Source organism: Streptomyces sp. NPDC001401 (assembly GCF_042895385.1).
Lineage (GTDB): Bacteria > Actinomycetota > Actinomycetes > Streptomycetales > Streptomycetaceae > Streptomyces.
The window spans coordinates 992,892-1,018,670 of the sequence record NZ_JBIAWI010000001.1 but is presented as its reverse complement, the minus strand read 5'-3'; the positions used below and the strand labels follow the sequence as shown (position 1 = coordinate 1,018,670).

Annotated in this window: 24 protein-coding genes; 13 read left to right on the top strand and 11 right to left on the bottom strand. The window is 70.8% G+C overall.

Annotation, left to right across the window (positions count from 1 at the left end; all coding sequences use genetic code 11):
* Positions 1 to 8: 8 nt before the first annotated feature.
* From ybeY to ACFY10_RS04720, 5 genes are all read left to right on the top strand, one after another.
* Complete coding sequence (ybeY, locus tag ACFY10_RS04740) at positions 9 to 506, top strand: rRNA maturation RNase YbeY (RefSeq protein ID WP_030934120.1); 498 nt, start codon at positions 9 to 11, stop codon at positions 504 to 506.
* Entirely contained in the window at positions 503 to 1,807 is a 1,305-nt protein-coding gene (locus ACFY10_RS04735) for a hemolysin family protein (RefSeq protein ID WP_390663591.1), read from the top strand. Before ybeY ends, ACFY10_RS04735 begins: the two co-directional genes overlap by 4 nt.
* The gene (locus ACFY10_RS04730; protein WP_390663590.1) at positions 1,804 to 2,163 is read left to right on the top strand and encodes an MmcQ/YjbR family DNA-binding protein; all 360 of its coding nucleotides are present in this window, start codon (positions 1,804 to 1,806) and stop codon (positions 2,161 to 2,163) included. Before ACFY10_RS04735 ends, ACFY10_RS04730 begins: the two co-directional genes overlap by 4 nt.
* A 49-nt stretch (positions 2,164 to 2,212) precedes the next feature.
* The gene (locus ACFY10_RS04725; protein WP_390663589.1) at positions 2,213 to 2,566 is read left to right on the top strand and encodes a cytidine deaminase; all 354 of its coding nucleotides are present in this window, start codon (positions 2,213 to 2,215) and stop codon (positions 2,564 to 2,566) included.
* A 217-nt stretch (positions 2,567 to 2,783) separates the two neighbouring features.
* Complete coding sequence (locus ACFY10_RS04720; RefSeq protein WP_390663588.1) at positions 2,784 to 3,260, top strand: hypothetical protein; 477 nt, start codon at positions 2,784 to 2,786, stop codon at positions 3,258 to 3,260.
* A gap of 111 nt (positions 3,261 to 3,371) precedes the next feature.
* Here ACFY10_RS04720 and ACFY10_RS04715 read toward each other — a convergent pair whose 3' ends face one another.
* Together ACFY10_RS04715 and ACFY10_RS04710 are read right to left on the bottom strand one after the other, a co-directional pair.
* Positions 3,372 to 3,710, bottom strand: coding sequence for a P-II family nitrogen regulator (locus ACFY10_RS04715; RefSeq protein ID WP_390663587.1), 339 nt, complete (start codon positions 3,708 to 3,710; stop codon positions 3,372 to 3,374).
* Positions 3,707 to 5,017 carry an ammonium transporter gene (locus tag ACFY10_RS04710; protein ID WP_390663586.1) on the bottom strand — a complete coding sequence of 437 codons (1,311 nt, stop codon included), beginning with the start codon at positions 5,015 to 5,017 and terminating at the stop codon, positions 3,707 to 3,709. Before ACFY10_RS04710 ends, ACFY10_RS04715 begins: the two co-directional genes overlap by 4 nt.
* Before the next feature lie 175 nt (positions 5,018 to 5,192).
* On the opposite strand from ACFY10_RS04710, the gene era reads away from it, so the two are divergent.
* Entirely contained in the window at positions 5,193 to 6,158 is a 966-nt protein-coding gene (gene era / locus ACFY10_RS04705) for a GTPase Era (protein ID WP_390663585.1), read from the top strand.
* Positions 6,159 to 6,403: 245 nt separating this feature from the next.
* Here era and ACFY10_RS04700 read toward each other — a convergent pair whose 3' ends face one another.
* Complete coding sequence (locus ACFY10_RS04700) at positions 6,404 to 7,264, bottom strand: helix-turn-helix transcriptional regulator (RefSeq protein ID WP_390663584.1); 861 nt, start codon at positions 7,262 to 7,264, stop codon at positions 6,404 to 6,406.
* A gap of 119 nt (positions 7,265 to 7,383) precedes the next feature.
* Here ACFY10_RS04700 and ACFY10_RS04695 point away from each other — a divergent pair, with 119 nt between their 5' ends.
* Positions 7,384 to 8,238, top strand: coding sequence for an NAD-dependent epimerase/dehydratase family protein (locus ACFY10_RS04695; RefSeq protein WP_390663583.1), 855 nt, complete (start codon positions 7,384 to 7,386; stop codon positions 8,236 to 8,238).
* A gap of 4 nt (positions 8,239 to 8,242) precedes the next feature.
* Here the strand turns inward: ACFY10_RS04695 and ACFY10_RS04690 are convergent, their stop codons facing one another.
* The 4 genes from ACFY10_RS04690 to ACFY10_RS04675 all read right to left on the bottom strand — a co-directional run bounded on the left by ACFY10_RS04690 (position 8,243) and on the right by ACFY10_RS04675 (position 12,232).
* The gene (locus ACFY10_RS04690) at positions 8,243 to 9,496 is read right to left on the bottom strand and encodes an MFS transporter (protein ID WP_390663582.1); all 1,254 of its coding nucleotides are present in this window, start codon (positions 9,494 to 9,496) and stop codon (positions 8,243 to 8,245) included.
* Positions 9,493 to 10,794, bottom strand: a complete 1,302-nt coding sequence (locus ACFY10_RS04685; RefSeq protein ID WP_390663581.1) for a GH1 family beta-glucosidase — start codon at positions 10,792 to 10,794, stop codon at positions 9,493 to 9,495. The genes ACFY10_RS04690 and ACFY10_RS04685 overlap by 4 nt, the downstream gene beginning before the upstream one ends.
* Before the next feature lie 65 nt (positions 10,795 to 10,859).
* A complete protein-coding gene (locus ACFY10_RS04680) occupies positions 10,860 to 11,126 on the bottom strand; it encodes a protealysin inhibitor emfourin (protein ID WP_390663580.1) in 267 nt (88 codons plus the stop codon).
* A gap of 29 nt (positions 11,127 to 11,155) precedes the next feature.
* The gene (locus ACFY10_RS04675; protein ID WP_390663579.1) at positions 11,156 to 12,232 is read right to left on the bottom strand and encodes a M4 family metallopeptidase; all 1,077 of its coding nucleotides are present in this window, start codon (positions 12,230 to 12,232) and stop codon (positions 11,156 to 11,158) included.
* Positions 12,233 to 12,551: 319 nt separating this feature from the next.
* On the opposite strand from ACFY10_RS04675, the gene leuA reads away from it, so the two are divergent.
* From leuA to ACFY10_RS04645, 6 genes are all read left to right on the top strand, one after another.
* Positions 12,552 to 14,273: a 2-isopropylmalate synthase gene (gene leuA, locus ACFY10_RS04670; protein WP_390663578.1), complete on the top strand. Its 1,722-nt coding sequence runs from the start codon at positions 12,552 to 12,554 to the stop codon at positions 14,271 to 14,273.
* Between the two features lie 196 nt (positions 14,274 to 14,469).
* Positions 14,470 to 15,165: a TerB family tellurite resistance protein gene (locus ACFY10_RS04665; protein WP_390663577.1), complete on the top strand. Its 696-nt coding sequence runs from the start codon at positions 14,470 to 14,472 to the stop codon at positions 15,163 to 15,165.
* Between the two features lie 159 nt (positions 15,166 to 15,324).
* Positions 15,325 to 17,406: an MMPL family transporter gene (locus tag ACFY10_RS04660; RefSeq protein WP_390663576.1), complete on the top strand. Its 2,082-nt coding sequence runs from the start codon at positions 15,325 to 15,327 to the stop codon at positions 17,404 to 17,406.
* Complete coding sequence (locus ACFY10_RS04655) at positions 17,406 to 18,641, top strand: sensor histidine kinase (protein ID WP_390663575.1); 1,236 nt, start codon at positions 17,406 to 17,408, stop codon at positions 18,639 to 18,641. Before ACFY10_RS04660 ends, ACFY10_RS04655 begins: the two co-directional genes overlap by 1 nt.
* Complete coding sequence (locus tag ACFY10_RS04650) at positions 18,638 to 19,303, top strand: response regulator (protein WP_390663574.1); 666 nt, start codon at positions 18,638 to 18,640, stop codon at positions 19,301 to 19,303. The genes ACFY10_RS04655 and ACFY10_RS04650 overlap by 4 nt, the downstream gene beginning before the upstream one ends.
* A 38-nt stretch (positions 19,304 to 19,341) precedes the next feature.
* Positions 19,342 to 20,532, top strand: a complete 1,191-nt coding sequence (locus ACFY10_RS04645) for an exo-alpha-sialidase (RefSeq protein WP_390663573.1) — start codon at positions 19,342 to 19,344, stop codon at positions 20,530 to 20,532.
* Positions 20,533 to 20,775: 243 nt separating this feature from the next.
* On the opposite strand, the gene ACFY10_RS04640 is transcribed toward ACFY10_RS04645, so the two are convergent.
* From ACFY10_RS04640 to ACFY10_RS04625, 4 genes are read right to left on the bottom strand one after another with little or no spacing between them, the layout of a single operon-like run.
* On the bottom strand, positions 20,776 to 21,711 hold the full coding sequence (locus tag ACFY10_RS04640; RefSeq protein WP_390663572.1) for a dihydrodipicolinate synthase family protein: 936 nt from the start codon (positions 21,709 to 21,711) through the stop codon (positions 20,776 to 20,778).
* Positions 21,711 to 22,763 (bottom strand): oligopeptide/dipeptide ABC transporter ATP-binding protein, encoded by a 1,053-nt coding sequence (locus ACFY10_RS04635; protein ID WP_390663571.1) that lies wholly within the window; start codon positions 22,761 to 22,763, stop codon positions 21,711 to 21,713. Before ACFY10_RS04635 ends, ACFY10_RS04640 begins: the two co-directional genes overlap by 1 nt.
* The gene (locus ACFY10_RS04630; protein WP_390663570.1) at positions 22,760 to 24,817 is read right to left on the bottom strand and encodes a dipeptide/oligopeptide/nickel ABC transporter permease/ATP-binding protein; all 2,058 of its coding nucleotides are present in this window, start codon (positions 24,815 to 24,817) and stop codon (positions 22,760 to 22,762) included. Before ACFY10_RS04630 ends, ACFY10_RS04635 begins: the two co-directional genes overlap by 4 nt.
* Positions 24,814 to 25,776, bottom strand: coding sequence for an ABC transporter permease (locus tag ACFY10_RS04625; RefSeq protein ID WP_390663569.1), 963 nt, complete (start codon positions 25,774 to 25,776; stop codon positions 24,814 to 24,816). The genes ACFY10_RS04630 and ACFY10_RS04625 overlap by 4 nt, the downstream gene beginning before the upstream one ends.
* Positions 25,777 to 25,779: the final 3 nt, after the last annotated feature.

The following is a 25,779-nucleotide window of genomic DNA, read 5'->3' as shown; positions in this document are numbered from 1 at the left end:
GCAGCACCATGTCGATCGACGTCAACAACGAGTCCGGAACCGAGGTCGACGAGCAGGCGATCCTCGACATCGCCCGCTACGCACTCGCGCGGATGCGCATCCACCCGCTCTCCGAGCTCTCGGTGATCGTCGTGGACGCCGACGCCATGGAGCAGCTGCACATCCAGTGGATGGACCTGCCGGGGCCGACGGACGTCATGTCCTTCCCGATGGACGAGCTGCGTCCGCCGTCGAAGGACGACGACGAGCCCCCGCAGGGCCTCCTCGGCGACATCGTGCTCTGCCCCGAGGTCGCCAAGAAGCAGGGCGAGGAAGCGCACACCCAGCACTCCATGGACGAGGAGCTCCAGCTCCTCACCGTCCATGGGGTGCTGCATCTCCTCGGGTACGACCACGAGGAGCCCGACGAGAAGGCCGAGATGTTCGGTCTGCAGGCGGCCATCGTGGACGGCTGGCGCGCGGAGAAGGGCCTGACCGGTCCGTCCCCGGCCCCGACCGTGTCATGAGTCCCCAGATCGTCGCGGGTGCGATCGCCCTGGTCGTCGTCGCCTGGCTCGCCGCCTGCGCGGAGGCGGGCCTCGCGCGCGTCTCCAGCTTCCGCGCCGAGGAGGCCGTACGCTCCGGCCGGCGCGGCAGTGCGAAGCTCGCGCAGATCGCCGCCGACCCGACCCGCTATCTCAACGTGGCGCTGCTGGTCCGCGTCGCCTGCGAGATGGCGGCCGCGGCGCTGGTCACGTACGCCTGTCTGCAGGAGTTCTCCGGCACCACGCGCGCCCTGCTGGTCGCGATCGGCGTGATGGTCCTGGTGTCGTACGTCGCCGTCGGTGTCTCCCCGCGCACCATCGGCCGCCAGCATCCGCTCAACACGGCGACGGCGGCGGCGTATGTGCTGCTGCCGCTGGCGCGGATCATGGGTCCGATCCCGTCCCTGCTCATCCTCATCGGCAATGCGCTGACCCCCGGCAAGGGCTTCCGCCGCGGCCCGTTCGCGTCCGAGGCGGAGCTGCGGGCGCTGGTCGACCTCGCCGAGGCGGAGTCGCTGATCGAGGACGAGGAGCGCCGCATGGTGCACTCGGTCTTCGAGCTCGGCGACACCCTGGTCCGGGAGGTCATGGTCCCGCGGACCGACCTGATCGTCATCGAGCGGTACAAGACGATCCGCCAGGCCCTGACCCTCGCCCTGCGCTCGGGTTTCTCGCGCATCCCGGTCACCGGGGAGAACGAGGACGACATCGTCGGGATCGTGTATCTGAAGGACCTGGCCCGCAAGACGCACATCAGCCGGGACGCCGAGAGCGAGCTGGTGTCGACGGCCATGCGGCCCGCCGCCTTCGTGCCCGACACCAAGAACGCCGGCGATCTGCTGCGCGAGATGCAGCAGGACCGCAACCACGTCGCCGTCGTCATCGACGAGTACGGCGGCACGGCCGGCATCGTCACCATCGAGGACATCCTCGAGGAGATCGTCGGCGAGATCACCGACGAGTACGACCGTGAGCTGCCGCCGGTCGAGGACCTCGGCGAGGACCGCTACCGGGTCACCGCCCGCCTCGACATCACCGACCTCGGCGAGCTGTACGGGCTCGACGAGTACGACGACGAGGACGTGGAGACCGTCGGCGGTCTGCTCGCGAAGGCGCTGGGCCGGGTGCCCATCGCCGGGGCCTCGGCGGTCGTGGAGGTGCCCGACGGGCGCGAACTGCGCCTGACCGCGGAGGCTGCGGCCGGCCGCCGCAACAAGATCGTGACCGTGCTCGTGGAGCCCGTGGGCCCGACGGATCCGCCCAAGGAGGCGAAAGAGGAGTGAGCCCCGAGGAACTGCGCGGCTTCTGCCTGTCCTTCAACGCGGCGGTGGAGGACTTCCCGTTCGCCCCGGACATCTCGGTCTTCAAGGTGCTGGGCAAGATGTTCGCCCTGAGCTGGCTGGACTCCCGCCCCCTCACGGTCAACCTCAAGTGCGACCCGGAGGACGCGATCCGGCTCCGTACCGAGTACGAGGGCCTGATCATCCCCGGCTACCACATGAACAAGCGCCACTGGAACACCGTCACGGTCGACGGCGAGCTCCCCGACCGGCTGGTGCGGGAGCTCATCGAGGACTCGTACGACCTGGTGGTGGCGGGACTGCCGCGCGCCGAGCGCCTCCGCCTCGACCGCTCCTGAACGCCGCCCGCGGCCTGGTCGGGCCGGTGCCGGTACGTATGCTCGGCTCATGACCGACAGCAACGCGCTTGACCCCGAGGACCGCAAGATCGTCACCCTGGCCCGTTCCGCGCGGGCTCGAAACGGTGTGCCCGAGGGGGCTGCCGTACGGGACGAGACGGGCCGTACGTATGTCGCCGGGACGGTCGACCTGGCGTCGCTGAAGCTGAGTGCGCTGCAGACGGCGGTGGCCATGGCGGTGGCGTCCGGGGCGAAGTCCCTCGAGGCGGCAGCCGTGGTGACGGACGCTGAGTCGGCCTCGGCGGAGGACCGGGCCGCCGTACGGGATCTGGGCGGGGCGGACACGCCGGTGCTCGTCGCCGGGCCCGACGGATCGGTACGGACCACCGTCACCGCAGGCTGAAAATCGGCCGCTTCAGAGTCGTCCTGAATTCACCCTTGCCGTCCCTTCACCCCACGCGCATCAATGGAACCGGTAGTTCCGACGGACCGTCAGATCCACCCCCCACGTCCACCCTCCACGGGGCGTACCGCACCACGCCCCCCTGACGGCCTGTCCGGACCTCTCCCATCCATCCCCACATGGCAGTTCCCAGCTTCGGGAAGGGAGCCGGATCCCCATGAGAGCCAAACGAACAAGTGCAGGTGCGGCCATGGCGGTGGGGGCCCTCGCGGCCGCCTCGCTCGCGTTCGCGCCCAGCGCGCTCGCCGTCACTCCTGACACGGCGACGATCAACGCCGACTGCGGAAGCTTCGGCAGCGGCACGGCCACGCTCACGGCCACCCAGGACGGCACGGCGGCCACCATCACCGTCACCTCGTCCGTCACGGCGCCGATCGCCCTGTCGCAGGACTCGATCTCCTCCACGCTCACCCTCGTGAACAACATGACAAGCGGCACCAGCGTCTTCAGCGGGACCAAGAACCCCGCGATCGCCGCCGGTGACCCCGTCACCGTCGGCCCGCTCGACGGCACCGTCGCCTCCGGCGACAGCCTCGAGGCCTACGGCGGCTCGCTGCAGCTGACCGTCCTCGGGATCACCGTCACCTGCACGGCCACCGGACTGCAGTCACCGGGGCCGTTCGTCTTCGACTGAGCCGGCGGCACGAACTCGCCTGTGTGGACCGTCAGTTCGCGAACCTGTGAAACTGACGGTCCATCAGCTAGGTCGGGGCGGCCGTGGCGGTCGTAGGGGCCATGCTCGTGATCAGAGCGCGTCGGGGCCGCGCTCGCCCGTCCGAACCCGTACGACCGTCTCGACCGGAAGGGCCCACACCTTCCCGTCCCCGATCTTCCCCGTCTGTGCGGCCTTGACGATCGCGTCGATGACGGCGTCCGAGTCGGCGTCGTCGACGACGACCTCTATGCGGACCTTGGGCACGAGGTCGACCTGGTACTCGGCGCCGCGGTACACCTCGGTGTGGCCGCGCTGCCGGCCGTACCCGCTGGCCTCGGTCACGGTCAGGCCCTGCACGCCCAGCTCCTGGAGGGCGGTCTTCACCTCGTCGAGGCGGTAGGGCTTGACGATCGCGGTGATGAGCTTCATGCCTGGCTCTTGACCTTCTGCGCGGAGGGGACGACGGACGAGCTGACCGGGGCGCCGTGGCCCAGGACGCCGTGATCGTATGCGGTCTCGGCGTGCACCGTAAGGTCCAGGCCGGTCTGCTCCTGCTCCTCGCTCGCGCGCAGGCCCATCGCCCTGTCGATCAGCTTGCCGATGCCGTACGTGGCGAGGAAGGCGTACGCGGCTACGGCGACCACGGCCACCAGCTGCTTGCCGAGCTGGGCGAGCCCGCCGCCGTAGAGAAGGCCTTCGGTGCCACCGGTCATCGCCTTCTGTGCGAAGACGCCGATGAGGAGGGTGCCGATGATGCCGCCGACCAGGTGGACGCCGACGACGTCGAGCGAGTCGTCGTAGTTGAGCCTGAACTTCCAGCTCACGGCGTACGAGCAGACCACTCCGGCGGCGAGGCCGACGACCAGGGCGCCGAGGAGGGAGACCGAGCCGCAGGACGGCGTGATCGCGACCAGACCGGCGACCGCGCCGGAGGCCGCGCCCAGGGTCGTCGGATGTCCGTCGCGCTTCTGCTCGACGAAGAGCCAGCCGAGCAGGCCGGTGCAGCCGGCGGCGAGGGTGTTGAGGAAGGCGGCGGCGGCCAGTCCGTTGGCCCCGAGGGCCGAGCCCGCGTTGAAGCCGAACCAGCCGAACCAGAGCAGGCCGGCGCCCAGCATCACCATGGGCAGGTTGTGCGGACGCATCGCGTCCTTCTTGAAGCCGAGCCGCGGGCCGAGCACCAGACAGAGGGCCAGGCCCGAGGCGCCGGAGGTGATTTCCACCGGGAGTCCGCCCGCGAAGTCGAGGGCGCCGAGACGGTTCGCGATCCAGCCACCCGGGCCCCACACCCAGTGGGTGACGGGAACGTATACGAGCAGCGCCCAGACGGGGACGAAGAGCAGCCAGGCCCCGAACTTCACCCGGTCCGCGATCGCGCCGCTGATGAGCGCCGCCGTGATGATCGCGAAGGTGAGCTGGAAGGTGGCGAAGAGAAGAGTGGGGACGGTGCCCTGCACGCTGTCCGGGCCGAGGCCCGCCATGCCGGCGTGCTGCAGCCCGCCGATGAGCCCGCCGCCGATGTCGTCGCCGAACGCGAGGGAGTAGCCGCACGCCAGCCACACCACCGTGACCAGGGCGATCGACACGAAGCTCATCATCAGCATGTTGAGGACGCTCTTCGTGCGGACCATGCCGCCGTAGAAGAGGGCCAGGCCCGGGGTCATCAGCAGGACGAGGGCGGTGGCGGCGAGCAGCCAGGCGGTGTCACCCGCGTTGATCTGCGCTGCGGCGAGGGTCACGTCGTCTCCATCGAGGTGGGGGCTCGTCAGAGGCTCACCGCCTTGCGTTTCCGGTTGTGCACGGGTGTGTTTCCGTGATGTTTCGTTGCGTGGAGGTTTCCTGAATCTCACAGGGCGGACAGCGATCGCTCGGTGATCGCTCGGCTGTACGGCGGGGCTCTGTGGATCAGGGAGAATGGGCGCCATGAGCGTTCGTAGTCAGTCATCCGAGCCGTCGGCGTCGTCGGCACCCCACCGCGCCGGCTTCGCCTGCTTCGTGGGCCGTCCCAACGCGGGCAAGTCCACCCTCACGAACGCTCTGGTCGGCCAGAAGGTGGCGATCACCGCGAACCAGCCGCAGACGACGCGGCACACGGTACGGGGCATCGTGCACCGGGAGGACGCCCAGCTGATCCTGGTCGACACCCCTGGGCTGCACAAGCCGCGCACGCTGCTGGGCGAGCGGCTCAACGACGTCGTACGAACGACCTGGGCCGAGGTCGACGTGATCGGGTTCTGTCTGCCCGCGAACGAGAAGCTCGGTCCCGGTGACCGTTTCATCGCGAAGGAGCTGGCGTCGATCAAGAAGACGCCGAAGATCGCGATCGTCACCAAGACCGACCTGGTGGACAGCAAGACGCTTGCCGAGCAGCTCATCGCTATCGACCAGCTCGGCAAGGAGCTGGGCTTCGAGTGGGCGGAGATCGTGCCGGTGTCGGCGGTCGGTGACCAGCAGGTGGACCTGCTGGCCGACCTGATCGTCCCGCTTCTCCCGGAGGGGCCCGCTCTCTACCCCGAGGGTGATCTCACCGACGAGCCCGAGCAGGTCATGATCGCGGAGCTGATCCGTGAGGCCGCGCTGGAGGGTGTGCGCGACGAGCTTCCGCACTCCATCGCGGTTGTGGTGGAGGAGATGCTGCCCCGCGAGGATCGCCCCGCCGACAAGCCCCTTCTCGACATCCATGCCTTCGTCTACATCGAGCGGCCCAGCCAGAAGGGCATCATCATCGGCCCGAAGGGCAAGCGTCTGAAGGAGGTCGGGATCAAGTCGCGGAAGCAGATCGAGGCGCTGCTGGGCACTCCAGTGTTCCTGGACCTCCATGTGAAGGTCGCCAAGGACTGGCAGCGGGATCCGAGGCAACTCCGCAAGCTGGGCTTCTGAGCCTTTCCTCGCCCCCGCCGCCCCTACCCGTCCCGTCCCTGGGGGCTGCCGCCCCCAGACCCCCGCTTCGGCCTGAACGGCCTCGTCCTCAAACGCCGGACGGGCTGAAAGAGCAAGCCCCGGCCGGCGAAAAAGATCAGGCCCGGTCGGCGAAAATTCAGCCCCTCCGGCGTTTGAGGAGCGGGGGTCCGGGGGCTGGCCCCCGGGACGGGACGGGTAGGGGCGGCGGGGGCGAGAACCACTCGTCAGGAGTCGCGGCCCGCCGCGGTGGGGGACATGTCCTGCAGGCCCACCACCCGCAGCAACTGCAGGCGTTCGTACGACTCCGTGCCCGGGCGGGCCGTGTGGATGACGAGCTGGTGGTGGTCGTCCTCGTTCAGGAGGATCTCGCAGTCCAGCTCCAGGAGACCCACCAGAGGGTGCTGGAAGCGTTTCGTCGACCGGCGGCGCACCGCCACCTCGTGCTCGGCCCACAGCCGCTCGAACTCCTCGCTCCCCGCCCGTAGTTCGGCCACGAGTGCGGCCGGTTCCGGGTCGTCGGGGCGCGCTGCGGCCACCGCCCGCAGGTTGGCCACGTGGGCTCGGGCGTGCTCCGCCACGTCCTGAGGCGGGAACAGTTTCCGTGCCGTCGGGTCCAGGAAGAAGCGGCGGAGCATATTGCGCTCGCGCGGCGGGCGGGCGAACGCGTCGCCGCTCAGCGCCCGCGCCATCGCGTTCTGCGCCAGTACCTCACCGCAGTCGCTCACCACCATCGCCGGTGTGTCGTGCAGCCGGTCCAGGACCAGGAGGAGGCCCGGGCGGACATGTGCGCCGGGCGCTCCACGCCGTGGGGGCTCCTCGCCCGCCAGGTGGAACAGATGGTCCCGCTCGTCGTCCGTCAGCCGCAGCGCGCGGGCCAGTGCCGTGAGCATCTGACGGGACGGGCGCGGGCCCCGGGACTGTTCCAGGCGGGTGTAGTAGTCGACCGACATGCCGGCCAGCTGTGCCACCTCCTCGCGGCGCAGGCCCGGCGTGCGGCGGCGGGCGCCCGGTGCCAGCCCCACGTCGGACGGGTCGAGGCGGGCGCGGCCGCGGCGCAGGAAGTCGGCGAGTTCGGCTCGGTTCACCTCTCCAGCGTGCGGGAGTCCGTCCGGCTTATCCAGGGACTGTCGATCCCCTGATCGGGAGGTCTCTCCCGGTGCCGGAAGACCCGTTGAAAGCTGGGTCGGGACGAGAGGAGCAGAACATGCTGACATTGGTGACCGGTACGACGGGGCAGGTCGGACGGCGCTTCGTGCCGAGGCTGCTGGCACAGGCCAGGGCGGGGGAGAAGGTGCGGGTGCTCGTGCGTGACGAGGCCCGTGGGGAGCGGTTCGCCGAGTTGGGCGCCGAGGTCGTCGTCGGGGATCTGCGGGACACCGAGGCGCTCGGCAAGGCGGTGGCCGGGGTGGACGCGGTCGTGAACGTCGCGGCGGCCTTCCGCGGCGTGCCGGACGAGGAGGCCCGTGCCGTCAACCGGGACGCGGCCGTCGAACTGGGCCGCGCCGCGCTCGCTTCCGGCGTACAGCGCTTCGTGCAGGTCAGCACGGGGCTGGTGTACGGCACCGGGCGGGGGCGCCCGGTTACCGAGGACGACGAGAGCCGGCCCGGCGGGGCGATGTGGGGGGCCTACCCCGAGTCCAAGGCCGAGGCCGAGCGCGAACTGCTCGCCCTGGAGGGCATGGACGTACGCGTCGGCCGGCTCCCCTTCGTCTACGGCGAGGGCGATCCGCATCTCGCCCAGTCCCTGATGTGGGCCGGGAACTGGGCGGCGACCCAGCGGCTGCACATGGGACACCATGCGGACGTCGCCCAGGGCCTGCTGCGCATCCTGCACGCACCGGGCATCGCCGGCCGGATCTACAACATCGCCGACGACGCCCCCGTCACGGCGGTCGAACTGCACCAGCTCAACGGAGTCGAGGTCCCCGCCGCACTCCAGGACCGCACGGACCCCGACCCCTGGCTCGTGATCATGTCCACCGAGCGCATCCGCCGCGAGCTGGGCTACCGGCCGTTGTATCCGTCGGTCTACGCGGCCCGGGACGCAGGCGCGCTGTGATGAGCTAGTCGACGCCCTTGATCCGCCCCACCAGCACCGCCCCCGCCAACCCGATCACGGCCGCCACCAGATACAGCACCCGGTAGCCGCCGAGATACGTCACGATCGGCGCGGCGAGGGCGGGGGCGGCCACCTGGGGCAGGGCATTGGCCACGTTGATGACCCCCAGGTCCTTGCCGCGGTCCAGCGCCTTCGGTAGCACGTCCGTCATCAGCGCGAAGTCGACCGAGGTGAACACCCCGAAGCCGACGCCCAGCACCGCCGCCGCGACGATCGCCCCGGGCCATGTCTGCCACCCCGCGAGGCCCGCCGTCGCCACTGCCATCAGCACGCCCGACCAGATCACGAACGGTTTGCGGCGCCCCAGCCGGTCCGACCAGACCCCGCCCACGACGACCGTGGCGAGCAGCGTCACCCCGTTCACGGCCGTCAGGATCAGTACGCCCTCGTCGGGATCGGCGTAGTGCAGGCGGTCCCGCAGGTAATAGAGCAGGTACAGCAGCACGAGCGCGTTGCTGAGGTTGATCAGGAAGCGGGTCAGCCAGGCCCAGCCCAGGTCCGGATACCGGCGCGGACTCAGCCAGAACCCGGCGACGAAGGTCCGCCACGACCACGCCGGACGGTCCGCCGCTGCCAGCCGCAGGTCCTCGTACCGCAGGACGTACGGCAGAACGCCCACCACCGTGAACACGGCGCATGCCGCATACCCGGCCCCGAGGCCCCCGGCCACCGTCGCGAGCCCGGTCCCGCCGACCACGCCGAGGATCTGCGCGGCCCCCAACCAGCCGCCCACCGAGCCCCGTTGGAGCCGCGGCACCCGGTCCGGCACCGCCGCCGTCACCGCCGCGAACGCCGCGTTCAGCGTCAGCTGGACCAGGCACCAGCCCGCCGCCATCGTCCACACACCGCCCGCGCCGGCGAGCAGCAGCAACGACAGCGCGCCGCCCGCCGCCCCGGCCACGATCCACGGCGTACGGCGGCCCCGGCGCGCCGTCGTGCGGTCCGACAGCGCGCCGAACAACGGGTTGGCAACCAGGGACACCGCGGCACCGGCCCCCGTCACCCACGCCAGCATCGTCTCCTTGGACATGCCGGAGCCCGGCGCGAAGTCCTTCGCCTGGGAGGCCAGCAGGATCTGCAGGGGGCCGTACCAGCCCACCCAGATGGCACCGTTGGCGAGCGAGAGGGAGGCCGTCCAGCCGCGGCCGACGCGTTCGACGGGCTCGGCCAGCGCATCCGCGGGCCGGGTGGCGGTCATCTCTGCGCCCGCAGCACATCCCGGAACCAGCCGTACGAGGCCTTCGGCGTCCTCTTCTGCGTCTCGAAGTCGACGTGCACCAGCCCGAACCGGCGCTCGTAGCCCTCCGCCCACTCGAAGTTGTCCAGCAGCGACCACACGAAGTACCCGCGCACGTCCACGCCCGCCTCCAACGCCCGGTGCAGGGCCCGGAGATGGCCGTCGAGGTAGGCGATCCGGTCCTGGTCGTCGATGCCCGGGTACGAGCAGCCGTTCTCGGTGATGACGACAGGCGGGAGGCGGTCGCCGTACCGGTCGCGGAAGCCGGTGAGCAGCTCGGTCAGGCCCTCGGGAACCACGGGCCAGCCGAAGTCCGTCACCGGTACGCCCTCGATCTGCCTTACCGAGAAGGGGAGTTCGGCCGGGATGGTCAGCCCGCCGAACTCGATGTCCTCGCCCTGCGGGGCGCCCACCCGGGTCGGCGCGTAGTAGTTGATGCCGTACCAGTCGATCGGTTCCGCGATGACCTTCAGGTCGGACTCGACGTCGCCCGGCATCAACTCGCCGATGCCCTCCGGGTATTGGCCGAGCAGCAGCGGGTCGGCGAACAGGCGGTTCAGCAGCAGGTCGTAGAACCCCGCCGCCTCCACGTCCGCGCTCTCCTCGGACGCCGGCCAGACCGGCCCGTGCGAGTTGGCGATCCCGATGTCCGTGGCGCCGGACGCGCGCAGGGCCCGTACGGCCAGACCGTGGGCCAGCAGCTGGTGGTGGGCCACCGGCAGTGCGTCGAAGAGCAGCTGCTTTCCGGGCGCGTGCGCGCCCAGGGCATGCCCCAGCAAGGTGTGTTCCGCGGGCTCGTTGATGGTGATCCACTTCTGTACGCGGTCGCCGAGCCGCTCGGCCACCACCGACACGTACTCCGCGAAGCGCGCCGCCGTGTCCCGCTCCAGCCAGTCCATGCCCGCGGGGAGGTCCCAGTGGAAGAGGGTCGGTGCCGGTCGTACGCCCGCCTCGGACAGCTCGTCGACGAGGCGGTCGTAGAAGTCGAGGCCGTTCGGCGCGTTCACCCTCGGCCAGGAGATCGAGAAGCGGTACGCGTCCACGCCGAGGTCGGCCAGAAGGGCCACGTCCTCGCGGTAGCGGTGGTAGTGGTCGCAGGCCACCGCCGCGGTCGAGCCGTCCTTCACCCGTCCCGGCTCGGCCGTGAAGGCGTCCCACACGGACGGCTCGCGCTCGTCGACGGCGCCCTCGATCTGGTGGGCCGAGGTGGAGACACCCCACAGGAAGCCGGCCGGGAACTGAGGTATCGGGTTCGTCATGCGCGGATCATCCTTACCCACCAGTAAGGAAGTCAACGCCCGTGCGTGAACGACCTGTTACGGGCCTACGCCCCTTCCTTCAGCACTCTGGAGATCAGCTTCCGCTGCTCCTCGGTGAGCCGGGGGTCGGCCGCGTACACCGTCCTTCCGTCCACCGTGATCTCGTAGTTGAACCCGTCGGGAACCCCGACGGACGGCCTGCCCCGGCCGCCGGCGACCGCCTGCTCGGCCAGGGCCTGCCACTCGTGGGCATCGGGCCGCCCCGAGGTGTCCACCTCGGCCTGCCGCTCGATGCCCGCGAAACCGCCCGTGCGCCGCACTCGAATACGCATGGGTCCTGTCTAGTACGAAACCGCCGGTCCTACGAGCTGGTCGGTACCCCGACCTGCTCCCAGGCCTTGAGGACCGACTGCAGCTCCTCGCCCTCGTTGAAGCGGGCCTTGGCCGCCGCGACCGTGAGCGCCGCGAAGTCCGCGAACAGGGCGTCCTTCTTGAGCGCGCCGCCGGTCAGGACGTCGTACCAGATCTGCCCGGCCTTCTCCCAGGCGTGGCCGCCCAGCGCGCTGGCGACCAGGTAGAAGGCGTGGTTGGGGATGCCGGAGTTGATGTGCACACCGCCGTTGTCGCGGCCGGTGCGGACGAAGCCGTCCATGGTCGCCGGCTGCGGGTCCTTGCCGAGGACGTCGTCGTCGTACGCCGTGCCCGGCTCCTTCATGGAGCGCAGCGCCTTGCCGGTGACGCGCGGGGCGAGCAGCCCGGCGCCGATCAGCCAGTCGGCCTCGGCGGCGGTCTGGCCGAGCGTGTACTGCTTGATGAGCGAGCCGAAGACGTCGGACAGGGACTCGTTGAGTGCGCCGGGCTGGCCGAAGTAGGTCAGGTTCGCCGTGTACTGCGTGACGCCGTGGGTGAGTTCGTGGCCGATCACGTCGATCGGGATGGTGAAGTCGAGGAAGATCTCGCCGTCACCGTCGCCGAACACCATCTGCTCGCCGTTCCAGAAGGCGTTGTTGTAGTCCTTGTCGTAGTGGACGCTCGCGTTGAGCGGGAGGCCGTTGCCGTCGATCGAGTAGCGCTCGTAGGCCTTCAGATACAGCTCGAAGGTGGCGCCGAGGCCCGCGTAGGCACGGTTGACGGTGGCGTCCTTGCCGGGGTCCGAGCCCTCGGCGCGGACCTTCCTCCCCGGCAGGTCCGTGTGGTGGCGGGCGTCGTAGATCGTGCGGTGCGGCTTGTCGGCCTCCGCTCCGGCGGGCGGGGCGACGGTCGGGGCGCCGATGACCGTGGTCAGGCGCCGGTGGGTGCGCTCGTAGGCGTCGCGCTCCAGGGTCTTGCGCGCGGGATTCGCCAGCGCGGGGTCCTCGTGCTGGGCCAGCTTGTCGAGGACGTGAGGTGGCACGACGGTGCAGAAGACGGGCTCGAAGCCCCCGTTGGTCTTCGTCATGCCCGGCACACTTGCACTGAGTTATGCCCGTGTCACTACCCGCAACCATGATTGATGAAATATCGGGACAGCGGGGCGCACTCTCCGTGACGGAGTGGTATGGCACACTTTTTGTCCCATTCATCCCCCGGTCCCGCATACTGATACGGCGCCCCGCATCCGAAGGGGCTCGGCTAGCATGCTTCGCATCATGCGTTTCGGGCTGCTTCTTCTTAGCTGCCGCGGCGAGGGCCTGTAGTCCAGGTCGACTCCCTCCCCGCGGAGCTTGGCGTTGCGTCGTCGGCCGTCCTTCCGGACATCCTGAGGAGCCCGAGTCATCATGGCGAACCGCCAGCAGCCCAGCACCATGCCGATCCACAAGTACGGCCAGTACGAGCAGGTCGCGATTTCCGACCGCTCCTGGCCCGAGCAGCGGATCACCTCCGCGCCCCGCTGGCTCTCCACCGACCTGCGTGACGGCAACCAGTCCCTGATCGACCCGATGTCGCCCGAGCGCAAGCGGCGGATGTTCGACCAGCTGGTCAAGATGGGCTACAAGGAGATCGAGGTCGGCTTCCCGGCGTCGGGGCAGACGGACTTCGACTTCGTACGGTCGATCATCGAAGAGCCGGGCGCGATCCCCGACGACGTCACCATCTCCGTACTGACCCAGGCCCGCGAGGACCTGATCGAGCGGACCGTGGAGTCCATCAAGGGCGCCAAGCGGGCGACCGTCCACCTGTACAACGCCACCGCGCCCGTCTTCCGCCGGGTCGTCTTCCGCGGTTCCAAGGACGACATCAAGCAGATCGCGGTCGACGGCACGCGCCTGGTCATGGAGTACGCCGAGAAGCTGCTGGGCCCGGAGACGGAGTTCGGCTACCAGTACAGCCCCGAGATCTTCACCGACACCGAGCTGGACTTCGCGCTGGAGGTCTGCGAGGCGGTCATGGACGTCTGGCAGCCCGGCCCGGGCCGCGAGATCATCCTCAACCTGCCTGCCACCGTTGAGCGTTCGACCCCCTCCACGCACGCCGACCGCTTCGAGTGGATGGGCCGCAACCTGACCCGCCGCGAGCACGTCGTCCTGTCGATCCACCCGCACAACGACCGCGGCACCGCCGTCGCCGCCGCCGAGCTGGCGCTGATGGCCGGCGCCGACCGCGTCGAGGGCTGCCTGTTCGGCCAGGGCGAGCGCACCGGCAATGTCGACCTGGTCACCCTGGGCATGAACCTGTTCTCCCAGGGCGTCGACCCGCAGATCGACTTCTCCGACATCGACGAGATCCGTCGTACGTGGGAGTACTGCAACCAGATGGAGGTCCACCCGCGCCACCCGTACGTGGGCGACCTGGTCTACACGTCCTTCTCCGGCTCCCACCAGGACGCCATCAAGAAGGGCTTCGACGCCATGGAGGCGGACGCCAGGGCGAAGGGCGTCACGGTCGACGACATCGAGTGGGCGGTCCCGTACCTGCCGATCGACCCGAAGGACGTCGGCCGCTCCTACGAGGCCGTCATCCGCGTCAACTCGCAGTCCGGCAAGGGCGGTATCGCGTACGTCCTGAAGAACGACCACAAGCTGGACCTGCCGCGACGGATGCAGATCGAGTTCTCGAAGATCATCCAGGCGAAGACGGACGCCGAGGGCGGCGAGGTCACCGGCGGCGACATCTGGGCGGTCTTCCAGGACGAGTACCTGCCGAACCCGGAGAACCCGTGGGGCCGCATCCAGGTCCGCAACGGCCAGTCGACGACCGACACCGACGGCGTGGACACGCTGCGGGTCGAGGCGACGGTCGACGGTGAGGACACCGTCCTGACCGGTTCGGGCAACGGTCCGATCTCGGCCTTCTTCGACGCCCTGGCCGCCGTCGGCGTGGACGCCCGCCTGCTGGACTACCAGGAGCACACGATGAGCGAGGGCGCCTCCGCGCAGGCCGCTTCCTACATCGAATGCGCGATCGACGACAAGGTCCTGTGGGGAATCGGCATCGACGCGAACACGACGCGTGCGTCGCTGAAGGCGGTCGTCTCCGCGGTGAACCGCGCGACCCGCTGAGGCCTCTGACCAGGCTCTGACCGGGCATTTCGGGGCCCTGACCGTCGTATACGGCGGTCAGGGCCCCGTCGTTTATCGGCCATCTGTTCATGGAGGTCACGGAGAGGTCTCGTCCAGGGTGCTGACTACGCCTTACCGATGTGGCTAACATCACGGACACCGCGACGATGTTGCCGCGGTGTTAAGGAGGTGCGACGTGCTGCCAGTACGGGGACGAAACGGCCGAGCCGCCAGGCCTGCGCGCCTCCTGGGTACCCGCACCGCGTGGACGCCCGTGGGAGACGGCGAGTTCTTCTGCCCGGGCTGCGGGGGCGACCGCAACTACCAGCGCCTGACCGGCCACCGCCGCTTCATCCTGCTCGGGGTGCCCGTGCTGCCGCGCGGCGAGACCGCGCCGGTCGTGGAATGCGCCGCCTGCCGCCGTCACTTCGGCACCGACGTCCTCGACCACCCCACCACCACCCGCTTCTCGGCGATGCTCCGCGACGCCGTCCACACCGTCACCCTGGCGGTGCTGGCCGCGGGCGGCACCTGTTCCCGTACAGCCCTGGAGGCCGCCGCCGGCACGGTCCGCGCGGCCGGCTTCGACGACTGCACCGAGGAACAGCTGGGCGCGCTCGTCGAGGCGCTGGCCGCGGACACCGGCCGGGTCTACGGCCAGTCCTGCGGCGCCGGACTCGCCATAGAGCTGCACGAGGCCCTGGACCCGCTGGCCCCACACCTCGCTCCGGTCGGCCGCGAATCGATCCTGCTGCAGGGCGCCCGTATCGCCCTGGCCGACGGCCCGTACACCCCCGCCGAACGCGACGTCCTGTCCACCGTGGGCGCCGCCCTCACCATCTGCTCGGACGACGTGACGAGGCTGCTGGCGGCGGCGCGTACACCGTCCTGAGCCGGCTGCTGCTCCCGCCGTTACTCCCGCGGGAGTAACGGCGCCGCCGGGCCACCCCCGGCAGTACCCCTCAACTCGCCCTCACGCCCGACGAACCGTCCCCCGCACGCCGGGAGTCTGGAACCGAACCAGACATCCCGACCGGAGGGAGGCCCGTCCATGGGGGCCGCAAGGACAGGAACACGGGGACGGCGTGCCGTGCCCTGGGTGGTGCTCGGGCTGTGGCTGGCGGCACTCGTGCTCGCCGGGCCGTTCGCGGGGAAGTTCGGCGACATCCAGCAGAACCGGTCCGTGGACTACCTGCCCGACAGCGCCGACTCCACCCAAGTGGCCTGTATTCAGGACAAGTTGCCGGGCGGCGAGGCCACCGACCTGGTGCTCGTCTATCACCGCGACGGCGGCCTCACCGCGGCCGACAGGCAGCGGGCCGGTGCGCAGGTCGCCGAGGTCGGGGCGGAGTACGAGCTCACCGGTACTCCGAAGGCGGTTCCGTCCCGCGACGGCAGCACCCTCATGTACCCGGTCTCCAGCACCCGGCCGGGCCAGGACGACAAGGCGCGCGACGCCTTCGTCGACGGCGTGCGTGGCATCGCCGACGGCGGCTCGGGGCTGAGCGTGGAGGTCGGCGGGCCCGGCGCCCTGAACGCCGACATGAGCAAGGTGTTCGGCTCCATCGACGGCACCCTCCTCTACGCCACCCTCGCCGTCGTCACCGCCCTGCTGATCCTCATCTACCGCAGCCCCTTCCTGTGGCTGGTGCCCCTCGCCGTCGCCGGGGTCGCCGCGGGCATGGCGATGGCCGCCGCGTACGGCCTGCACGAGGCCTTCGGCGTCACCGTCACCGGGCAGAGCGGCGGCGTGATGACGGTCCTCGTCCTCGGCGCGGGCACCGACTACGCGCTGCTGATCGTCTCCCGCTATCGCGAGGAGCTACGGCGGCACGAGCGGCCGTACGACGCCATGCGCGCCGCGCTGAAGGGCTGCGGTCCCGCGGTCCTCGCCTCCTCAGGCACCGTCGCGGCCGGGCTGCTGTGTCTGCTCGCCGCCGACCTCAACAGCAGCAGCGGCATGGGCCCGGTCGGCATGGTGGGTGTGCTCGCCGCCCTCGCCGCGATGATCACCCTGCTGCCCGCCCTGCTGGTCCTCCTCGGCCGCCGCGTCTTCTGGCCGCTGATCCCGGCGTTCGGCAGCGAGCCCAAGGCGCGACGGTCGTTGTTCGCGGCGATGGGCAGCTCGGCCACGCGCCGCCCGGTCGTCGTGCTCGTCGGCGGTGCCGTCCTCATCGGCGCGCTCGCGCTGGGCGCGCTCAACCTGCCCGGCACGCTCAAGCAGGAGGACTCCTTCACCGAGAAACCCGAGTCGATCTCCGCGAGCCAGACCCTGGCCCGCGCCTACCCCGGGCGCAGCAGCCAGCCGATCACCGTCATCGCCCCCACCGGGAAGGCCGACGTCGCGCTGGCCAAGGCCCGTACGACCGACGGGGTCGCCCAGGCGACGGCCGGCCGCACCGGCTCCGGCTGGACGGAGATCTCCGTCTACGCCACTGCGGCCCCGGAGTCGAAGGGGGAGACCCGCACCATCGAGGCCCTGCGCGCGGGGCTCGACGGCACCTACGGCACCTACGTCGGCGGCCCCAGCGCCCAGCAGCTCGACCTGACCGACGGTCAGGCCCGGGACCGCGAGGTCGTCGTGCCGCTGGTCCTCGCCGCCGTGTTCGTGATCCTCGTAGGACTGCTGCGCAGCCTCGTGGCGCCGCTGATGCTGCTCGTCGCGGTGGTCGCGGTGTGGGGCGCGGCCCTCGGGATCGGTGGGCTGGTGTTCGGGCCGGTACTGGGCTTCGCGGGCACGGACTCGGGGCTGGGTCTGTTGTCCTTCGTCTTCCTGGTGGCCCTCGGCGTCGACTACGGCATCTTCCTCATGCACCGCATGCGCGAGGAGTCCGTCGCGGGTGCCGAGCCCGAGGCGGCGGCGCTCACCGCCCTGCGCACCACCGGCGGGGTCATCGCCTCCGCGGGTGTCGTACTCGCCGCCACCTTTGCCGTGCTCACCACGCTGCCGCTGGTGGGGCTGGTCGAGCTCGGGTTCGTGATCGCGGTGGGCGTGCTGCTGGACACGTTCCTCGTACGGACGTACCTGGTGACGACGGCCAGCGTGCTGCTGAAGCGGCGGGTGTGGTGGCCGGGGCGGCTGTCGCGGGTGCCGGAGCCGGTGCGGGTGGAACGGCAGCCGGAGACGGTGTGATGCTGAGCCCCGTGCAGCAGACGACAGTGACGGGATCCCGCCGGGGCGAGCGGATCATGGCGGTGGTCAACCGCGACCCCCGCACCGCCCCGCACGGCACCCGCAACGACGCGATCCTCGCCGCGGTCCTGGCCGTGGCGGGGGTGTGCCTGGCGCTGTTCACCGCCCCGCACGACCGTCCCGACGCGCTCGGCTGGACACTGCTGCTCGCCGCCTACGTGCCGATCGTCTGGCGGCGGCGCCACCCGCTGCTCGTGCTGGCAGCGGTGGTGCTGCTCGTCGCGCCGTACCACGCGCTGGACAACAACCACGGCGCGCCCGTCCCGGCCACCTGCGTCGCCCTGTACACGGTCGCCGTCACCGGCCGCCCCCTGCGGACCGTCCTGACCGCCGTCGCCGTCCTCGGCGTCACGGTGACCGCGATGTTCGCCGTCGACTACCACCAGGGCCTCGAACTCCTCCGGGTCTCCGGCTGGGTGATCGCCACGCTGTTCTGCGGCGTCGACGTCCGTTACTACCGCCAGTACGTGACCGCGATCGTCGAGCGCGCCGAGCGCGCCGAACGCACCCGCGAGGAGGAGGCCCGCCGCCGGGTCGCCGAGGAACGTCTGCGCATCGCCCGCGACCTGCACGACCTGCTCGCCCACACCATCACCCTCATCGGCGTCCAGACCTCCGTCGCCGCACACGTCCTGGCCGCCGACCCCGAACGCCTGGACAGAGAGACGGTGGCGAAGGCTCTGGACGACATCGCGGAGACCTGCCGGACGGCGCGGGGAGAGGTGCGTACGACGCTGGAGGTGCTCCGCGAGAACGACTCCGCAGACGGCCGCGGCCCGCTCCCCGGCCTCGACGGACTGCCCGACCTGGCGGAGACGGCACGGCTCGCGGGCGCCCGTGTCGAGCAGACGGTACGGGTGGGGCAGGCCCCGCCCGCCGTCGGCGCCGCCGCCTACCGCATCGTCCAGGAGGCGCTGACCAACGCGGTACGGCACGCCGGCCCCGAACCGGCCGTACACGTCGACCTGTACGAGGAGGAAGGCGCCCTGCGCCTGTCCGTCACCGACGACGGCACCGGGCCCACCCCCGGCCGGGCGCCCGGCTTCGGGCTCGTCGGCATGCGGGAGCGGGCCCGCAGCGTGGGTGGCACACTCGACGCCGGGCCGCGGGCGGAGGGCGGTTTCGAGGTGACGGCCGTACTGCCGCTGACGACCACGGGGGACGAGAACGGATGACCATCCGAGTACTGCTGGCCGACGATCAGACCCTCGTCCGGGCCGCGTTCGCCATGCTCGTCGAGTCGGCGCGGGACATGGAGGTCGTCGGGCAGGCGGGCACCGGCCGGGAGGCCGTGGCGCTGGCCCGCAGCGAGCGTGCCGACCTGGTGGTGATGGACATCCGTATGCCGGACCTGGACGGCATCGAGGCGACGCGTCTGATCGCTGCCGACGAGGACCTGGCGGGCGTGCGGGTCCTGGTCCTCACCACTTACGACACCGACGAGAACATCGTGGAGGCGCTACGGGCAGGGGCCTCCGGATTCCTGGTGAAGGACACCCGACCGGCCGAACTCCTGGACGCGATCCGCACGGTGGCCGCCGGAGAGTCACTGCTGTCACCGGGACCGACGGCACGCCTGATCGCCCGCTTCCTGCGCAGCCCGTCCGTCCCGGTGGCCGACAGCGGTCCCGAGTGCCTGTCGGAGCGCGAGCGGGAGGTGCTGACCCTCGTCGCCCGTGGGCTCAACAACACCGAGGTGGGGGAGACGCTGGGCCTCAGCCCGCTGACGGCGAAGACCCACGTCAGCCGCATCATGGGGAAGCTGGGGGCGAGGGACAGGGCACAGCTGGTGATGGTGGCGTACGAGTCGGGACTGGTGACTCCGGGGACGATGTGACGGACAGGTCAGCGTCTGACGGCCCGTGAGGGAGATCGATGACCACCCTGAGCCGCACTCTCGTAGTCGCCGCGGTGCTCCTGGCACCCCTCGCCGTGACAGCACCCGCCTCCGCCGCGACGGCCCCCTGCACGTCCTCCGTCCCCTACGTCTCGGGCCAAGGGGGCTACGACACCTACCGCATCCCGGCGACGGTCACCACCCGCCGGGGCACGGTCCTCGCGTTCGCCGAGGGTCGGCACAACGGTGCGGGGGACACCGGGCACATCGACGTCGTCCTCAGACGCTCCGGCGACGGGGGCTGCACCTGGGGCCCGCTGCACGTGGTGGCCGCCGGGAACGGGGACACCCGGGGCAACCCCGCCCCCGTCGTCGACCCGCGCACCGGCGCGGTCGTCCTCGTCACCTCCTACAACAGCGGTGCCGTCACCGAGGCGCAGATAATGCGGGGCGAGGTCACTCCGGAGGAAGGTCGCCGGGTGTTCGTGCAGCACAGCTGGGACGACGGGCGGCACTTCACGCCTCCGCGGGACATCACGGACGAGGTGAAGCCGGCGGGCTGGCGCTGGTACGCGACGGGGCCGGGCCACGCGGTCGCGCTGACCCGCGGCCCGCACGCCGGCCGACTGGTCGTCCCGGCCAACCACTCCGCCGCGCCGCCCGCCGGCTCGCAGGACACGGGCCAGGAGGCCAAGTACTACGGCGCCCACGCCATCTACAGCGACGACGGCGGGCGGACCTGGCGGCTGGGCTTCGTCGACTCCTCCTACGACGGTGTGGACAACGCCAATGAGTCCGCGGCCGCCCAACTCCCCGACGGCAGGCTGTACTTCAGCGCCCGGGACCAGAACGGGACGAGTGTCGGCAACCGGCTGGACACGTACTCCGGTGACGGTGGTGAGTCCCTCGACCGTCCGTACGCCGTGCAGTCCATGCTGGACGATGTGCCGGTGGTGCAGGGCAGTGTTCTCCAACTCGTCGGGTTTCGCGCCCCGTTGCTGTTCTCGGGCCCGTCCGTGCCGACCGCTCGGCGGGTGATGGCGATCTGGCGGAGTGAGGATGGCGGGGAGACCTTCGCGAAGGTGCTGACGGTGTCGGCGGAGCCGGCGGCGTACTCCGACCTGGTGCAGGTCGATCGGGGCACGGTGGGGTTGCTGTACGAGACGGGTGTGTCGGGGCCGTACGAGACGATCGAGTTCCGCCGGGTGCCGGTGTCCGACCTGGGGTAGCGGTTTTTTCGCCCCCGCCGCCCCTACCCGTCCCGTCCCTGGGGGCTGCCGCCCTCAGACCCCCGCTTCGGCCTGAACGGCCTCGTCCTCAAACGCCGGACGGGCTGAAAGATCAAGCCCCGGCCGGCGAAGAAGATCAGGCCCGGTCGGCGAAAATTCAGCCCCTCCGGCGTTTGAGGAGCGGGGGTCCGGGGGCTGGCCCCCGGTACGGGACGGGTAGGGGCGGCGGGGGCGAAAAAACCCCTACAGGAGCCCCGCCGCCGCCAGGAACTTCCCCACCCGCTCCACCTCCTCCGCCGACAACGGCACCTGAGGCTCCGCCGTCGCCGCACAGCCGATCACCCCCCGAAGATGCAGCGCCGCCTTGAACGCCCCCAGCGCCGACGAACTACCCCCCATCCGCCCCGGATCCCCGACCCGCACCATCCCGAACAGCGCACACAACCGCTCCTGTTCGGCCCGAGCCCGCTCCCAGTCCCCCGACCGGCACAGCCCGTCGAGGCGGACGTACCCATGAGGGTCGACATTGGCGAGCCCGGGCACAGCCCCGTCCGCGCCCACCGCGAGCGCCGCGTCGATGATCAGTTCCGAGCCGGTGAGGACACTGAAACCACCGATGTCGGACCGGTTGCGGGCCCCGGTGACGACGGCGCGGAAGCCGGCCAGATCGCCGCTGGAGTCCTTGAGCCCCGCGAGCACGCCTTCGGCGGCCAGGTCGAGGACGACGTCCGCGGGCAGTTTCGTGTGCACGGCGGCCGGGATGTCGTACGCGACCACCGGCACCGGCGACGCGGCCGCGATCACGCGGTAGTGCCGCGCGATCTCCACCGGATGCGTCCCCGCGTAGAACGGTGCCGTCACCACCACCGCGTCCGCGCCGGCAGCCGTCACCGCCGCCACATGATCCAGCACCCTCGGCGTCGTCATGTCGATCGCCCCGGCCAGTACCGGCAGTTGACCGCCCACATGGGCCACCACCGCCTCCACCACCAGCCTCCGCTGACTGTCCGTCAGATACGCCGCCTCCGAGGACGACCCCAGCACGAACAGCCCGTGCACCCCGCCCCCCACCAGGTGGTCGACCAGCCTGAGCAGGGAGGGGACGTCCACCTCGCGGTCCGGTGTCAGGGGCGTGCAGACGGGCGGGACGACACCGGTGAGCGGGGCGGGAAAGGTCATCAAGGCTCCCTGGGATGACTGGGGTGACTCTCGTGGTTCTCGTGGTTCTGGTGGTTCTGTCGTACGAGGTCGCGGGTTGAGGCGTCCTCCTCTACAGGATGGTGGCAGCGAAACCGGTGGCCCGGGCTCGACGCGGCGGAAAAGTCCGGCATTTCCGCCGCGCACATCTCGTCCGCCTTCCAGCACCGCGTACGGAACGGGCACCCGCTCGGCGGTCGCGTCGCCGACGGCACCGGGCCGGTAAGGGGGATGGGTTCGATGGGGTTCAGGAGGCCGGGGGTCGCCGAGAACAGGGCGCGGGTGTACGGGTGCCGGGCGCGGTCCGTGACGTCCGCGGCCGGGGACTCCTCGACGATCCGGCCGAGGTACATGGTGATCACGCGGTCGCTCATCCGCCGTACCGTCTGGATGTCGTGCGAGACGAAGACCAGCGCCAGGCCCAGGCGTTCCTTCAGGTCCAGGAGCAGGTTGAGGATCTGGGCACGTACCGACACGTCCAGGGCGCTCGTCGGTTCGTCGGCCACCACCAGGCCGGGGTCCAGCGCCAGCGCCCGCGCGATCGCGACTCGTTGGCGCTGGCCGCCCGACAGCTGGCCGGGCAGGGCGTCTGCCAGGGCCCGGGGGAGGCCAACCAGGGACATCAACTCCCTTACCCGGTCCTCGCGTTGGGGCCTGGTTCCCCGGTTGTGCACGTCCAGCGGGTCCCGCAGGATCTGCCGTACCGGCAGCCTCCGGTTCAGGGCCGTCGACGGGTCCTGGAAGATCATGCCGGTGCTGCCGCCGACGGCCGCCCTGCGTTCGGCGGCCGGCATCGACCACAGGTCCCGGCCCTGGAAGGACACCGTGCCGGAGGTCGGCCGCACCACGCCCACCAGCACCTTCGCCAGCGTCGACTTGCCGCACCCGGACTCGCCGACGACGCCGACCGTCTCGCCGGGCGCGATGCCGAGGTCGGCGCCGGTGAGCGCGTACACCTTGTCCCGGGTGAACAGGCCGCCACTGCGCGCCTTGTGGACGACATGGGCGTCGGACAGCTCCACGATCGCGTTCACTGCACAGCCTCCGGCTCCGACGTGACGAGCTCGACCGCCGGATGGTGACAGGCCGCCGTGTGCGTCGGCGTGCCCAGCAGGTCGGGCGGGGTGGTGCGGCAGACGTCGGTCGCGAGCGGGCAGCGGTCGGCGAAGCGGCAGCCCGCCGGGAAGTCCGCGGGGGAGGGGACCACGCCTCTGATCTGCGTCATCCGCTCGGCCGCCGACTCCAGCGACAGCACGCTGCCGAGCAGGCCGCGCGTGTAGTGGTGGGCCGGCGCCTCCACCAGGTCGGCGGTCACGCCCGTCTCCACGATCTGCCCGCCGTACATCACCACCACCCGGTCGGTGACGTCCGCGACCAGCGCCAGGTCGTGCGAGACCAGGATCAGCGCAAAGCCCAGCTCCTCGCGCAGTCGCAGCAGCAGCTCTATGACCTGCGCCTGGACCGTCACGTCCAGCGCCGTCGTCGGCTCGTCGGCGACGATCAGCTTCGGGTCGCGGGACAGGGCCATGGCGATCAGCACGCGCTGGCGCTGGCCGCCGGAGAGTTCGTGCGGATAGCTGCGCAGGGTGCGGTCGGGGTCGAGGCCGACCATCGCCAGCAGCTCGGCGGGGGTACGGCGCCCTCCACGCCGTACGACCTGCTTCAGCTGGGCCCGGATCGTCATCGCGGGGTTGAGGGACGACAGCGCGTCCTGATAGATCATCGCCATCTCGTGACCGAGAAGCCGACGCCGCGCCTTCATCGTCTCGGCCAGCAACTCCCGCTGGTTGAAGCGGACTTGGCCGCGGATCCGGGCGCCCTTCGGCTCCAGTCCCATGATCGCCAGCGCGGTCAGCGACTTCCCACAGCCCGACTCACCGACCAGCCCCAGCACTTCCCCGGCCCGCACCTCGAAGCTGATCCCGTCGACGATGTCGACCCCGCCGTGCCGCCCTTCGAACCCGATGGCAAGGTCCTCGACTGCTAGGACGGGCGGCTGTGCAGCGCCCCGAAGGGGCGCGGGGAACTGCGCGACCAGCCCAGATGCAGCCGCACCCGCCCGACGGCCTGTCGCGGCACCCCCTTCGGCGTTCCGAGCCCGCAGCCGCGCCCCCGCAGCCGCCAGCCCAGGCAACTGCAACACCTCACCGCTGCCGGGCTCCGCGGCCTCCAGCCGGTCGTCGTCCTGGCGTACGTCGACCTCCCGGGCCGGCGGTGCCGCCCACGCGTCCGACACCCCCTCCGACAGGATGTTCAGCGACAGCACGGTCACCAGAATGAGCAGACCCGGGAAGACCGTGGCCCACCAACCCCCGGTCAGCACCATGTCCTTGCCGTCGGCGATGACACTGCCCCACGACGGGTCCGGAGGACGCACCCCCGCCCCGATGAAGGACAGCGACGCCTCGAAGACGATGGCCTCGGCGACCTGCACCGTGCAGAACACCAGCACGGGCGCGGCGCAGTTGACGGCGACATGCTTCAGCACGATGTGCGGCGTCCGGGCGCCGATCACCCGCTCCGCCGTCACATAGTCCTCGCCGTACTGGTCGAGGACGTTCGCCCGTACGACCCTTGCCACCGGCGGCATGAACAGGAACGCGATCGCGCAGATGAGGACCGTGATCCCGCCGCCGAACACGGCCACCAGGACGGCCGCGAGCGCGATGCCGGGAAACGCCATCACCACGTCCAGGCAGCGCATCAGCGTCTCGTCGACACCCTTGCGGGAGGTGGCCGCGACCGCCCCGATCAGCGCCCCGACCACCAGTGCGAGGGCCGTCGCGCCGAGGCCGATCGCGAGCGACCAACGCGCGCCGTACATCAGCCGGCTGAGGATGTCCCGGCCGAGGCTGTCCTGGCCCATCCAGTGGTCGGCGGACGGGTGCCCGGTGCCGTCGACGGGCGCCTGCTGGTCGAGCGGGTCGTCCGGTGCGAGCAGCGGCGCGAGGAGCGCCACGAGGAGCACGACGGCCAGGAAGCAGACCGCGACCTTCGACAGCGGCGGCAGCCGGCGCCGGCCGCGCAGGCGGATGCCGGGCCGGGACAGTGCCTCGGTGAGGCTCTTGCGCGTGAACTGCGTGATCATGCGGTCGTATCCCTCAGTCGCGGGTTGACCAGCAGGTAGAGGATGTCGATGACGAGGTTGACCACGACGAAGCCGGTCGCCGTGGTCAGCACGACGCCCTGGACGACGGCCGGGTCGCCGTTCTTCACGGCGTCGATCATCAGCTTGCCCATGCCGGGGAGCGAGAAGATCGTCTCGATGACGACCGCACCGCCGAGCAGATACCCGACGCGCAGGCCCAGGACGGTGAGCGGGTTGATGAGGGCGTTGCGCAGCACATTCCGGCCGACCACCACCCGCGGCGGCAGTCCGCTGCCGATCGCCGTGCGGACGTAGTCCTTGTCCAGTTCCTCGACCACGGATGTCCGCACGACGCGGGTGAGCTGGGCCGCCACCGGAAGGGACAACGCCAGCGCCGGCAGGGTCATCGTCTTGAGCCAGCCGGTGAAGGAGTCGGCGGGGTTGATGTAGCCGCCGGTCGGGAACCAGCCCAGGTCGACCGCCAGGTACTGGATCATCAGCAGCGCCAGCCAGAAGCCGGGGGCCGCCACGCCGGTCAGCGAGACCACCCGGATGATCTGGTCGGGCAGCCGGTCCCGGTAGATCGCCGCGGTCACCCCGCCGACCAGCGACAGCACCACCGCGATGCCGAGGCCCAGGAAGGTGAGCTGGAGGGTGAGCGGCAGCGCGGTGGTGACCTGGTTGATCACGGGGGCGCGGGTCAGGGCGCTGGTGCCCATGTCGCCGTGGAGCAGGTCGCCGACGAAGTGGACGTAGCGCACGGGCAGCGGGTCGAGGAGGCCGTTCTGCTCGCGGAAGTCGTGCAGCTGCTGTGGGGTGGGGTTCGCGCCCTGGAAGAACGCGGACGCCGGGTCGACGTCCGAGAAGCGCATCACCAGGAACACGAACAGCACGATGCCGAGCATCAGCGGCACGAGCAGGGCGATACGGCGGAGCAGGATCCGGACGACGGCGATCACGAG